The following is a 12,401-nucleotide window of genomic DNA, read 5'->3' as shown; positions in this document are numbered from 1 at the left end:
TCCTTCAGTTCAGCCTCGGGTAAATACCCGGCCCAATCGGCAGGCCGACAAGATACCACGCCACCAGCATCACCAGCCATACCCCTAAAAAGATAAGCGGATAGGGCAAGACCAGCGAATAGTAGGTACCCAGTCTGGCCTCCGGCCTGTAGCGTTGCAGGAAGCCCAAAAACAGCGGCACGAAGGGGGAGACGGGCGCCAGCGGGATCACCGACGAGTCGGCAACGCGGAACAGGATCTGGGCGAACGCCGGATGGAAGCCCAGCATCATAAACATCGGTACAAAGATGGGGGCCAGAATTGACCAGATGGCCGAACCGCTGGCAATAAACATGCACAGCAGGGATGACAGCAGCGCCAGGCCAACAAACGCCGGAACGCCGCTTAACCCCGCCGCCTCCAGCGCGTCCGTCAGGCTAACGGCCATAAACTTGCCCATGTTGCTCCAGTTAAACATGGCCACGAACTGCGCCAGCGGAAACACCATCACAATGAACCCGGCCATCTCTTTCATCGGCTCGATCATCAGATGCGGCAGATCCCCCTGTCGGCGTATTTTGCCGGTGGCGATGCCGTACGCGAGCGAAACGACAAAGAAGAAGAGGATAATCAGCGGCACAATGCCCTGAATGAAGGGCGAGGGCAGAACGGTGTGCTTAACCGGGTCGCGAAGCACGCCGTTTTCCGGTACCACCATCAGCGCCACCGCCGCGATAAACGCCAGCGAGACGATCCCCGCGACGCGCAGGCCAAACTGCTGCTCTTTGCTCAGCGTCTCCAGCTTTTCATCGCTACGGCCTTCCCATTTACCCAGGCGCGGCTCGATGATTTTATCGGTAATCAGCCCGCCGACGATCGTCAGGACAATCACCGAGCTGGCCATAAAGTACCAGTTGTCGATCACGCTGACGTGCACGGCGGCGTCGATGGTTTTGGCGGCCTCGGTGCTGATGCCGGAAAGCAGCACGTCGGTGGTAACGATCAGCAGGTTAGCGGTAAACCCGCAGCCCACGCCCGCTATCGCCGACAGCAGCCCTGCAACAGGGTGGCGGCCAACGGCGAGGAAAATCAGCGCCCCCATCGGCGGCATGATCACCAGCGCGGCGTCGGACGAGATATGGCTGAAAAAGGCGATAAACAGCACCATGTAGCTGGCGTAGCGCGCGCTGACGTGAGAGGCCATCTTCACCATCAGCGCGGGCAGCAGGCCCACGCGTTCGGCCAGTCCCGCTCCCAGCACCAGCGCCAGAATGGCGCCCAGGGGGGCAAATCCGCTGAAGTTTTTAATTACGTTCGGTAAAAACCAGTGCAGCCCTTCAACGCTGAGCAGGTTTTTTACCGCCACCATGCTGCCGTCGGCCGGGCTGCGCACGCTGACATCAAAGGCCGACAGCACGGCAGTCGCGACCATCAAAATTACAATCAGATAGATAAAAAGCAGGAAAGGGTGCGGCACTTTATTGCCGATCCTTTCAACCCAGCCATAGAGCTTACCGGATGGGGAATGCGAAGGTATGGATGACATACTCATGGGCGTTCCTCGGGACTGTTGTTGTGTTGTTGTGTTGTGTTTTTTTATTTTAAAGGTGACGGCGTCACGCCCGGTGGGATCGGACACGCGTACGGTTTTTCTTGTGTTTGTTGTTCGAACTCTTCACGGCATTTATTCAGCAGGTCGGCATCCTGTAGCAGGTTGAGCGCCGTGGCCCCCATCACTTTTCCGGCCAGCAGCATGCCTTTATGGGCAATGGAGGTACGCCCCTGCGCCACGAGTTGCCAGGTATGCAGCGGCGTGCCAACGGTAAAGCAGGGGCTGAAGCACTGGGCGACAGGCATTTTCCAGCTGACGTCGCCCACGTCGGTTGACCCTGCCAGCACGTTGTCGGTGATGGCGTAGGGGGCGACTTCATCCACCAGCAGCGTCTCCTGGTGACGGCGTGCAAAGGCTTTACCCAACTCCCCACCGGTGGCGGCAATATTTTTCAGGCTGTTTTGCAGGTCGTTCGAGGTCAGCGTAGCCCGAATTTCACGGGCGAAGTCCCGCTCCTCTTCCGTCCATGCCGGCGTGCCGTAATGCTGCAACGCGCGGTACATCGCCGCCTCGAGCGTGCGGTTTGGCAGATAGCTTGAGCAGGCTTTATCGAAACGACATTCGACGGTGGTTTCGGTCATCGCCGCCGCCCCCTGGGCGATTTTCTCGATGCGTTCGTAAATCTGCTGCGCATCGGCCATCTCCGGGGCGCGGATGAGGTACAGCACCTCCGCCTGCGCCTGCACCACGTTGGGCGAAATCCCGCCGGTATCGGTAATGGCGTAATGGACGCGCGCTTTCTCAATGATGTGTTCGTTGAGGAAGTTGGTGCCGGTGGTCATCAGCGTCACGGCGTCCAGCGCGCTGCGTCCCAGATGCGGAGAGTTTGCCGCATGGGCCGCGATCCCCTTAAACCGCCAGGCGGCCTGAATATTGGCCAGCGTGCTGACGTTAAACATCCCGGCGAAGGCTTCCGGGTGCCAGGTGACGGCGGCGTCCACATCGTCAAATAACCCTTCACGCACCATGAAGGTTTTACCTGAGCCGCCTTCCTCGCCCGGGCAGCCGTAAAAACGCACCGTTCCGCCGCCGCCGTGCTGCTCCAGCCAGCTTTTCACCGCCACCGCGGCGGCGACGGCAGCGGTACCTAACAGGTTATGCCCGCAGCCGTGGCCGTTCGCCCCCGGCGTGGCGGATTGCGCCGTCGCGCAATGTGCCTGCTGGCTTAATCCTGCCAGCGCGTCGTACTCGCCCAGCAGGGCAACAACGGGCCTGCCGCTGCCGTAGCTGGCAATAAAGGCGTTGGGAATGCCGCCGGCTTCCCGCGTCAGGGTAAAGCCCTCGGCCTCCAGCGCGCCGGCAAGCCGTTCGGCTGACCAGAACTCTTCAAAACGCGTTTCGGGATGATCCCAGATGTCGTCGGCAATATCGGTAAACGTCCGACATCGCGTGTCGATGGCATCAGCGATAAAAGCGTAGTTCTCCTGCATTACACACCTCGCGTCCACGGGAAATTAAGCGCAGCTCGCGCCAGCGTTTCGATGGCAACGTTCATCACCTGCTCATCGAAATCGAATTTTTCGTTGTGATGTCCGGCGCTCAGCCCGGTGCCGAACACCATGTAGGAGGCCATTCCGCCGTTCTGCTGCACGCGGGCCATCATCAGCGTCGCATCTTCGGATCCGGCAGGCGCGTTGACCCTGTCAATGGCGCGAGCAATGCCGGAAACCTGGCCTGCCTGTTCGCGAAGGTAGTCGACCCAGGCCGGAGAGGGGGCGCTGGAGGTCGCCGCCCCCATCAGGCTTATCTCAGCCGATACGCCGTAAAGCGCCGCTGCGCCGTGAATTACCGCCTGCGCGCGGTCAAAGACGTACTGGTTAATTGCGTCGCTTTCGCCGCGGGTTTCAACCTTAAGCAGCGCGCTGGCGGGCACCACGTTGCGTCCGCTGCCCGCCTGCATCACCCCCACGTTGACGCGGGACGCGCCTTCGCTGTGGGGCGCAATGCCGTGCAGCGCGATAGCGGCCTGGGCCGCCGCGAGCAGGGCGTTACGGCCATCCTCCGGCTTACCGCCCGCGTGTGCGGCGACGCCGGTAAAGCGCGCGTCAAATTTGGTGGTCGCCATAAAGTTATCGCTGCCGCAGATCGCCGTTCCGGCAGGCACGCCGGTCCCTATGTGGATGGCGGTAAAATAGTCCACGCCGTCCAGCGCGCCTGCGGCTACCATGGCGCGCGCGCCGCGCGTGCCCTCTTCGGCGGGCTGGAAGATCAGCCTGACGGTGCCGTTGAGCCGCGCTTCATTCTGCTTAAGCACCCGCGCCAGACCCAGGCCGATGGTGGTGTGCCCGTCGTGGCCGCAGGCGTGCATCATGCCGGGGTTGCAGGAGGCAAAACCCTCGCGGAACGGGCGATGACTATCGTCAAGCGCCTCGCTCAGATCAAGCGCGTCCATGTCCACGCGAAAGGCCAGGGTCGGGCCGGGACGGCCGGTATTCAGGGTAGCGACGATGCCGGTGAATCCCCCCTCGAACGGGGCGAGCCATTTCTCGGGCGCGCCCTGCGCGCGGGCCCGGTCAAACTCTCGCGAAAGGGTGGCATCGTCGGGCAACCCCATTCGGCTTTCGGCGTCCACCACGTCGCGGCCCATCGCCAGTTCGTAACCCAGCGAGTTGAGGATTTCCGCAACTTTCGCCGCGGTACGAAACTCTACCCAGCCGGATTCCGCAAAATGGTGAAAATCGCGACGCCACGCGCTCAACTGCGGGGTTAACGTCTGGATGTACTGCGCCAGTGTGTCCATATCTGTTCCTGTCATCATTAAAATATGTGAACTGCTTCACGCTGTGATAGTTTTTACTTATCACTAACCGATTTTTCACAGTTTTAACCGTTCAGGAATTACCCTCGCACATCCCTTTCCATTAAAGTAGATGACAGTTTCTTTACTCTGATAAACAACGGTTATCGGTCGCGATATGTCATTTCAGATTAAATTTCATCAAATCAGGGCGTTTGTTGAAGTGGCGCGCCAGGGCAGCATTCGCGGCGCCAGCAGGACGCTTAACCTCTCGCAGCCCGCGCTGACCAAATCCATCAAAGAGCTGGAGGAGGGGATGGCGGCGCAGCTGTTTGTGCGCCGGAGCAAAGGCGTCGCCCTGACCGAGTGCGGGGAAGGGTTTTACCACCGCGCCAGTTTGATTCTTGAAGAGCTGCGCGCCGCGCAGGATGACATACGTCAGCGTCAGGGCGAGCTTGCGGGGCAGATCAGCATAGGCATGGGGGCAAGCATTTCACGCAGCCTGATGCCGAGAGTGATTACGCGCTTTCACGCGCGGCATCCTCAGGTCAACGTGCGAATTATGGAAGGCCAGCTGGTATCGATGATAAATGAGTTACGCCAGGGTGAACTGGATTTTACCATCAACACCTATTATCAGGGGCCGTACGATCACGAATTTACGTTTGAAAAGCTGTTTGAAAAACCGTTTGCCGTTTTTTGTCGGGAAGGGCATCCGGCGACGGGAGCAACCTCCATTAATGAACTTCTGCAATATAGCTGGACAATGCCAACCCCTCGCGGAAGTTATTATAAGCAGCTGCAGGATACCTTTACCCACCGCGCGCAAATACCGCGAATTGGCGTAGTCTGTGAGACCTTTTCTTCCTGTATTAGCCTGGTGGCGCAAAGTGACTTTATCAGCATTTTGCCGCAGGAGCTGGGCTGTGACCCGCTGCTGGCGCACCGTCTGGTGATGCTGCCGGTTGCCGAATCCCTTCCCAAAGCGGCATATTATTTAATTCAGCGACGAGATTCGCGCCAGACCCCGCTTGCCGAATCGTTAATAACGCTATTCAGAAGGGAAGCCAGAAATATTATTTGCTGATAATATCGACAATAAAAAAATAGAGTCTGCCCGACATCAGACAGACCCTACAGTACATACGGCCGTGCATCCTTTCGGGGATCCTACATGTATTATTCCTTTGGCAGGTTTAATTAGTTATAACAGGTTTTGTTTAAAAGAGAAGGGCATTGGGTGACTGGTTTCACGAATTTTTAACGTAAATTATTTTATTCATTAAGGCTAAAATTTACGTTAAGTTTCGATTAAATATTTTTCGGGTTATATTTATATATATTCATCGGGTAAATATTTGCCCTTACCCGGGGTTGTTGAGACCCGTATCGGGCGCAGGTATAGTACAGGCTCAGATGCAGCCGGAGGATTTCCATGAACCCTGACGACAAATCACTTTTTCTTGACGCCATGGAGGATGTCCAGCCGCTCAAACGCTGCGCGGATATTCACTGGCAGCAGAGCCGCAACGCGCGGGCGCGTCAGGAGATCGATACTGAGCAGCTCGACAATTTTCTGACGCTGGGATTTCTGGAACTGCTGCCGCTTGAAGAACCGCTGATGTTCCAGCGTGAAGGGGTGCAGCAGGGAGTCTTTGAAAAATTGCGTTCCGGCAAATATTCCCGCCAGGCCAGCTTAACGCTGCTGCGCCAGCCTGTGGAGCAGTGCCGCCAGATGGTGTATTCCTTTATTCGCCAGGCCGGACGCGACGGTTTACGCAATCTGATCGTCGTGCATGGTAAAGGGCGAGAGCAGAAGTCTCACCCGAACGTGGTGCGCAGCTATCTTGCGCGCTGGCTGACCGAGTTTGACGAGGTGCAGGCATTTTGCGAAGCGCAGCCGCACCACGGCGGCAGTGGAGCATGCTACGTCTCGCTGCGTAAGTCAGATGACGCGAAGCGGGAGAACTGGGAGCGCCACGCCAAGCGCAGCCGCTGATCGGGCAGGCGAGCGATATGCCCGCCCGCCCGTGACTCAGAAGGTTTCCCAGTTAGCGTCTGACGCGTTCGCCCCTGCCGTTGACGGGCGCAGCAGAACGGGCGTTTTAACGTTTTTAGGGCGAGATGCAGTGGCTTCCTGGGCGTTCAGCCTGAATGCCGCCACCGCCTGGCGCAGCTGTTCAGACTGATCCTCCAGCGCCGCTGCCGCGGTTGCCGACTCCTGTACCAGCGCGGCGTTTTGCTGCGTTACGCTGTCCATCTGCGAGACCGCCAGGCTGACCTGCTCAATACCCCGGCTCTGCTCGTCAGACGCCGACGAGATTTCACCCATAATATCGGTGACGCGGGTTACGGCGGCGACGATCTCCTGCATGGTCGCACCCGCCTCGCTCACCTGTTCAGAGCCCGTATTTACCCGGCTGACGGAGTTCTCGATAAGCCCCTTGATCTCTTTTGCCGCCTGCGCGCTGCGGCTGGCCAGCGTGCGCACTTCGCCTGCCACGACCGCAAAGCCGCGGCCCTGTTCTCCCGCACGAGCGGCCTCAACCGCCGCGTTGAGCGCCAGAATGTTGGTCTGGAAGGCAATGCTGTCGATCACGCCGGTAATATGCGCGATTTGCCGCGAACTGTCGGCAATATCGTTCATGGTGCGCACCACGTTATCCACCACCTGGCCGCCGCGCGCGGCCGTTTCGGAGGCGTTCTTCGCCAGCAGCGTGGCCTGACGGGCGTTGTCGGAGTTCTGCCTGACCGTGGCTGTCAGCTCTTCCATGCTGGCGGCGGTCTCTTCCAGCGAGGCGGCCTGCTGTTCGGTTCGTGCAGACAGGTCGTTACTCCCGGCGGCTATTTCGCCTGCGCCCGTGTAGATGGAGTCCGTGCTGCCGCGCACGGCGCTGACGGTGCGCGCCAGCGACCGCTGCATCTCGTGCAGACCGGCGGCCAGCTGGCCCATTTCGTTGCGTCCGGAAATATCGACGTTTTGCGTCAGATCGCCGCTCGCGATGGTGCGAATATGGTTCATGATGGTCTTAAGCGGTTTTACCAGCAGGTGCTGCAAACCCTGCCAGATCACCACCAGCACGGCGATGACGGTCAGGAAGATCGTCGCCAGCGTCCACTGCATCTGGGTGAAGCTGCTCTGGTTCTCTTCAGCGGCGGCTTTCAGCAGGACGTTGTTTTCGGCGCGCCAGCGGGCGTACACCGCTTCCATATCGTCCTGCGCCTGCTGGGCATCCAGGTCGCCATAGGCCTGATAGTTATCGGCGCGCAGATACTCAATCGACAGGCGCATCACCTCGTGCATGTGATTCCACGCTTTCTGCATCTCTGCGGTGAGCGCGGCATTCTGGCCGTTAACCTGCGGTATGTCCTGCCAGTTTTTATAATAGGTTTCGGCCCTGGTCAGCGAGGCGTTCGCGGTGCCGAGCAAGGTATTAATTGCCGCAAGGGACGCGGGATCGCGCTGGTTTTTCAGGTAGCGGATCGCCACCCGGGTAACGGTGACGCGCGTTTTAACCAGCGTGTTTACGCTGTCGCTCAGGCTCTCCTGTTGGGCATTGAGCACCCCGGAGTTCTGGAAGTTATGTCGATCGTTATTCACGGCAGAGTAGAACAACCCTCCCGTGACAACTTGCATCAGACAGAATATGGTGAGTGCAAAGATAATACCGGTAATCACGTGCAGATTTTTCAGCATAGCGGTCGTCCGTAAGAGAAGGTGCAGGGTTACATCAATACTATCGTCGTAGCGAATTTAAACTTTAATTATACTATTGCTTAACTAATGGTTTCGTTGCGGAACCTGTTGTAAATCCGGATCATTTTCACGAGGAAGGTCAGCATGAGCAGCATTGATAAAAGCGGAACGTTCACGCTCGGAACGCGTACGGTTAAACGATTTGGCTATGGCGCAATGCAGCTTGCCGGGCCTGGCGTATTTGGTCCGCCAAAAGACAAACAGGCGGCGCTGGCGGTGCTGCGTGAGGCGGTGGAGTCGGGGGTAAATCACATTGATACCAGCGACTTTTACGGTCCACATGTGACCAACCAGCTCATCTGCGAGGCGCTTCACCCGTATCGGGATGACCTCACTATCGTGACCAAGATTGGAGCCCGGCGCGGGGATGACGCCTCCTGGCTACCGGCGTTTTCCGCCAAGGAGCTGACGCAGGCGGTGCATGACAACCTGCGAAACCTGAAGCTGGACGTGCTGGACGTGGTTAACCTGCGGATCATGTTCAGCGCCCACGGGCCGGCGGAGGGATCAATCGCCGCGCCGCTGAGCACCCTCGCGGAGCTGCAGCAGCAGGGGCTGGTTCGTCATATCGGGTTAAGTAACGTCACCGCTTCGCAGGTTGCCGAAGCGCAAAAGATGGTTTCCGTGGTGTGCGTACAAAACATGTACAACGTTGTGCATCGCGGCGACGACGCGTTAGTCGATTCGCTGGCGCAGCAGGGGATTGCATGGGTGCCGTTCTTCCCATTGGGAGGCTTTACCCCGCTGCAGTCTTCCGGGCTACAGGCGGTGGCGGATTCACTCGATGCAACGCCGATGCAGGTGGCGCTGGCGTGGCTGCTGCAACGTTCGCCAAATATCCTGCTGATCCCAGGTACCTCGTCGCTGGCGCATCTGCGGCAAAACCTGGCGGCAGCGGAACTGGTGCTTCCGCCTGAGGCGCTGGAGACGTTAAATACGCTGGTGGATTAGTCCCGGCATCAACTAAAGCCCGGCATCCTTCCGGGCTTTTTTATGAGCCCATCTGGCTTTTCTGACGGTGAAGCGCTAACGCTTCCGCCACGATCTCCTGCTTACTTTTACGTGTTTCATACGCCGTAATGCGGATGTACTCCATCAGCGCCGGATCGATACGGGCGCTTAACATCCTCAGCTCTGCCTCCTTTGCTAAACCGCGAGCTACGCGCTTATCGGGATAATCACGGGCTGGCATAGAAAACGTTCTCCAGAAATTGTCTTGTTAATTTGTGCTGTAAAATATGCGCTAGTCTTGTTTGAAAGTCAACGCATAGTGAGCGTGCAGTGATGTTGTTTTTATGGTTTTTACGTATTAAGTCTTAAGTAAGTGTTCAGATAGTGTTTCTGTTGTCGACGCCGTGAATTCGCTTTTATGCATAAAATAATATTTTCCGTTTTGATAATGAGCGAATTTGCAGCGCGCTGCATTCTATAAAATGATTAATAATTTCTTACTGAAACTTATTTCATCTCTATTCCCGTGCCGGGGTAAGGGTATTATCGAATTAAATCTGCTGGCTGAGCGCCAGGGTGTAAAAATCTGATGTGATGATGCCCGCTCCGCCGTGGATCCCTGATATTCTTCGAATAAGCAACTGTTGGCCGGTCAAATATTCCAGAGCAGGGGAGTTATTTAGCAATATTCAATTATTTCACCCCGATAAGCCCCTGCTATTTCGCTGGTTTTCTTTTCTTTCGACGTAATACATTTTGTCTGCGCGCTATTTTTAATTTATGCTTCGCATACGAACAATTTGTGTTGTGCAGGGCTAAAGCATCGTAGCTGTCAATTTAGCCTTGTTTTATAAAGAAATCAGGAGATTCATTTTTATGTCAGACAATAATCCCCGCACATCCGGCTGGCTGGGGCTGTGGTGCCTGCTGGTCGGTGTGATACTTCTTGTGACGGGGCTGTTTTTTGCCGTCGGCGGCTTTAAGCTCGTTACCCTTGGGGGCAGCTGGTACTTTCTCATTGCCGGTATTTTCATCCTGCTCTCGGCAATTCAGTTTTTCCGCCGGAAGTCCTCCGCCGTGCTGCTGTTCGCCCTGGTGTTTCTTGGCACCCTGATCTGGGCATTTTCCGATGCTGGCACAGACTTCTGGCCGCTGGTTTCCCGCTTAATGTTGCCCGCCGGGCTGATGCTGCTGGCTGCAGCAACCTGGCCTGCCTTGCGTAAACGTGAAGGTAAATCTTCCTGTGCAAAAGGGGCGTGGGGAGTCTGCGCGGTTATTATCATCGCCATGGGCGTCACTTTTGTTCAGATGTTTCAACCCCATCCGACCGTGGCCTTTAGCGGCGAAAAACGCCCGCTGGTGCCGGTCAAAGAAGATGCGAAACAGCAAAACTGGGATCACTACGGCTACACTGCCGGCGGCAGCCGCTTTGTCGCGCTGGACCAGATAACCCGCGACAACGTGAAAAACCTGAAGCCGGTCTGGACGTACCACACCGGCGACGTTCCGGAAAGCCCGGACGGCAATGGCGCAGAAGATCAGCAGACGCCGCTGCAGGTAGGCGACCGCGTTTTCCTGTGTACGCCGCATAACAACGTGATTGCCGTGGATGCCGATAGCGGCAAAGAGATCTGGAAAGCGGAAATCAACGCTAAGTCTGCAATCTGGATGCGCTGCCGTGGCTTGGCGTACTTTGATGCCACTAAACCGCTGGCGCAGCCGACCGTGGCTGGCTCCACGCCGGTTCTTCCGGCGCAGGTCGCGCCGGGCGCAGCGTGCCAGCGTCGCATCCTGATGAATACCATTGACGGTAAGCTGATGGCCTTAGACGCCGACAATGGGAAGTTCTGCCCTGATTTCGGCACTAACGGCAGCGTCAACCTGCATGAAGGGATGGGCGACGCGTCAGATCCAACCTATGTATTAACGTCGGCCCCAACCCTGGCCGGGACCACTATTGTGGTTGGCGGACGCGTTGCGGATAACGTTAGCACCGATATGCCGGGCGGGGTGGTGCGCGGTTATGACGTGATCACGGGCCAGCTGCGCTGGGCGTTCGATCCGCGTAACCCGGATCCGAACTACGTTCTGAAGCCGGGCGAACACTACAAACGTAGCTCCGCCAACTCCTGGGCCCCTATGTCCTGGGATGCGTCGATGAATACCGTGTTTATTCCGATGGGAAGTTCCTCCGTCGACCTGTGGGGCGCTGACCGTATTCCGGAAGATCACAAATACGCCACCTCAATCCTGGCGCTGGATGCGACTACCGGGAAAGAGAAGTGGGTATACCAGACCGTGCATAACGACCTCTGGGATTTCGATATTCCGATGCAGCCGAGCCTGGTTGATTTCCCGACCAAAGAGGGCAACAAGCCGGCGGTGGTGGTGGGTACCAAAGCGGGGCAAATTTACGTCCTCGATCGCCTGACGGGTAAACCGCTTACGGAAGTGAAAGAGGTTCCGGTAAAACCGGCCGATATTCCGCGCGAACAGTATCCGGCAACGCAGCCACGCTCCGTGGGTATGCCGCAGATTGGCGCGGAGACCCTGAAGGAATCTGATATGTGGGGGGCAACGCCGTTCGACCAGCTGGCCTGTCGTATCAGCTTCAAATCAATGCGTTATGACGGCCTGTACACGATGCCGGGAACCGATGTTTCCCTTAGCTTCCCGGGCTCTCTGGGTGGGATGAACTGGGGCAGTCTGTCCACGGATCCGAACAACCAGTATATCTTCGTCAACGACATGCGCCTGGGCCTGTGGGTTCAGCTGATTAAGCAGGATCCGCAAAGCGCGGTGGCCAACACAGGCGGTGAAGCCGTGAACGCCGGGATGGGCGCCGTTCCTATGAAGGGGACGCCGTACTCGGTTAACAAAAACCGTTTCATGTCACCGCTGGGCATTCCGTGCCAGAAACCACCGTTTGGCTCCCTGTCCGCCATCGATCTGAAAACGCAGAAAATCGTCTGGCAGGTGCCGGTCGGTACCGTCCAGGATACCGGGCCGTTTGGGATTAAAATGCGTATGCCGATGCCCGTCGGTATGCCGACGCTGGGCGGTACGCTGGCCACGCAGGGCGGTCTGGTGTTCATTGCCGGAACCCAGGATTACTACCTGCGCGCGTTCGATTCGTCTACGGGTGAAGAAGTGTGGAAAGCGCGACTGCCTGTGGGTAGCCAGGGCGGCCCTATCAGCTATGTTTCACCGAAAACCGGCAAGCAGTACATCCTGATTTCCGCCGGCGGCGCGCGCCAGTCGCCGGATCGTGGAGACTACGTGATTGCCTACGCGCTGGATAACTAACCGCGAAAGCAGCCAGGCCCCGTCTCAGTACGGGGCTTTTTTTTGGCGTAAGCACCATG

At 57.5% G+C, this 12,401-nt stretch carries 9 protein-coding genes; 4 read left to right on the top strand and 5 right to left on the bottom strand.

Translation table 11 applies throughout. From position 1 onward, the window contains the following. Positions 1 to 4 precede the first annotated feature (4 nt). Genes abgT through HWQ14_RS17545 form a run of 3 tightly spaced genes read right to left on the bottom strand, consistent with a single transcriptional unit; the run spans position 5 to position 4,331 of the window. On the bottom strand, positions 5 to 1,531 hold the full coding sequence (abgT, locus tag HWQ14_RS17555; protein ID WP_148418827.1) for a p-aminobenzoyl-glutamate transporter: 1,527 nt from the start codon (positions 1,529 to 1,531) through the stop codon (positions 5 to 7). A 44-nt stretch (positions 1,532 to 1,575) separates the two neighbouring features. Continuing rightward, positions 1,576 to 3,021, bottom strand: a complete 1,446-nt coding sequence (locus HWQ14_RS17550) for a M20 family metallopeptidase (protein WP_176610482.1) — start codon at positions 3,019 to 3,021, stop codon at positions 1,576 to 1,578. Further along, positions 3,021 to 4,331 carry a M20 family metallo-hydrolase gene (locus HWQ14_RS17545; RefSeq protein ID WP_176610481.1) on the bottom strand — a complete coding sequence of 437 codons (1,311 nt, stop codon included), beginning with the start codon at positions 4,329 to 4,331 and terminating at the stop codon, positions 3,021 to 3,023. Before HWQ14_RS17545 ends, HWQ14_RS17550 begins: the two co-directional genes overlap by 1 nt. A gap of 175 nt (positions 4,332 to 4,506) precedes the next feature. Between HWQ14_RS17545 and HWQ14_RS17540 the strand changes: the two genes are divergently transcribed. Continuing rightward, complete coding sequence (locus HWQ14_RS17540; protein WP_148418821.1) at positions 4,507 to 5,415, top strand: LysR family transcriptional regulator; 909 nt, start codon at positions 4,507 to 4,509, stop codon at positions 5,413 to 5,415. A gap of 348 nt (positions 5,416 to 5,763) precedes the next feature. Then, the gene (smrA, locus tag HWQ14_RS17535) at positions 5,764 to 6,327 is read left to right on the top strand and encodes a DNA endonuclease SmrA (RefSeq protein WP_176610480.1); all 564 of its coding nucleotides are present in this window, start codon (positions 5,764 to 5,766) and stop codon (positions 6,325 to 6,327) included. Positions 6,328 to 6,363: 36 nt separating this feature from the next. On the opposite strand, the gene tcp is transcribed toward smrA, so the two are convergent. After that, on the bottom strand, positions 6,364 to 8,025 hold the full coding sequence (tcp, locus tag HWQ14_RS17530) for a methyl-accepting chemotaxis citrate transducer (protein ID WP_148418817.1): 1,662 nt from the start codon (positions 8,023 to 8,025) through the stop codon (positions 6,364 to 6,366). Positions 8,026 to 8,169: 144 nt separating this feature from the next. Here tcp and HWQ14_RS17525 point away from each other — a divergent pair, with 144 nt between their 5' ends. Beyond that, positions 8,170 to 9,036, top strand: a complete 867-nt coding sequence (locus HWQ14_RS17525) for an aldo/keto reductase family oxidoreductase (protein ID WP_176610479.1) — start codon at positions 8,170 to 8,172, stop codon at positions 9,034 to 9,036. 40 nt (positions 9,037 to 9,076) lie between these two features. On the opposite strand, the gene HWQ14_RS17520 is transcribed toward HWQ14_RS17525, so the two are convergent. Further along, the gene (locus tag HWQ14_RS17520) at positions 9,077 to 9,277 is read right to left on the bottom strand and encodes a hypothetical protein (RefSeq protein ID WP_148418813.1); all 201 of its coding nucleotides are present in this window, start codon (positions 9,275 to 9,277) and stop codon (positions 9,077 to 9,079) included. Positions 9,278 to 9,912: 635 nt separating this feature from the next. Between HWQ14_RS17520 and HWQ14_RS17515 the strand changes: the two genes are divergently transcribed. After that, positions 9,913 to 12,342: a membrane-bound PQQ-dependent dehydrogenase, glucose/quinate/shikimate family gene (locus HWQ14_RS17515; protein WP_176610478.1), complete on the top strand. Its 2,430-nt coding sequence runs from the start codon at positions 9,913 to 9,915 to the stop codon at positions 12,340 to 12,342. The last annotated feature ends 59 nt before the right edge of the window (positions 12,343 to 12,401 follow it).

The sequence above is a fragment of the Enterobacter cloacae genome, from assembly GCF_013375935.1.
GTDB classification, from domain to species: domain Bacteria; phylum Pseudomonadota; class Gammaproteobacteria; order Enterobacterales; family Enterobacteriaceae; genus Enterobacter; species Enterobacter pasteurii.
Note: the sequence above shows the minus strand (reverse complement) of the source record. Positions and strands in the feature narration are given on the sequence as shown.

What these genes read in the sequence shown, in the direction of transcription:
- abgT (WP_148418827.1), bottom strand. Translation starts at nt 1,531, where the DNA reads ATGAGTATGTCATCCATACCTTCGCATTCCCCATCCGGTAAGCTCTAT.
- HWQ14_RS17550 (WP_176610482.1), bottom strand. Translation starts at nt 3,021, where the DNA reads ATGCAGGAGAACTACGCTTTTATCGCTGATGCCATCGACACGCGATGT.
- HWQ14_RS17545 (WP_176610481.1), bottom strand. Translation starts at nt 4,331, where the DNA reads ATGGACACACTGGCGCAGTACATCCAGACGTTAACCCCGCAGTTGAGC.
- HWQ14_RS17540 (WP_148418821.1), top strand. Translation starts at nt 4,507, where the DNA reads ATGTCATTTCAGATTAAATTTCATCAAATCAGGGCGTTTGTTGAAGTG.
- smrA (WP_176610480.1), top strand. Translation starts at nt 5,764, where the DNA reads ATGAACCCTGACGACAAATCACTTTTTCTTGACGCCATGGAGGATGTC.
- tcp (WP_148418817.1), bottom strand. Translation starts at nt 8,025, where the DNA reads ATGCTGAAAAATCTGCACGTGATTACCGGTATTATCTTTGCACTCACC.
- HWQ14_RS17525 (WP_176610479.1), top strand. Translation starts at nt 8,170, where the DNA reads ATGAGCAGCATTGATAAAAGCGGAACGTTCACGCTCGGAACGCGTACG.
- HWQ14_RS17520 (WP_148418813.1), bottom strand. Translation starts at nt 9,277, where the DNA reads ATGCCAGCCCGTGATTATCCCGATAAGCGCGTAGCTCGCGGTTTAGCA.
- HWQ14_RS17515 (WP_176610478.1), top strand. Translation starts at nt 9,913, where the DNA reads ATGTCAGACAATAATCCCCGCACATCCGGCTGGCTGGGGCTGTGGTGC.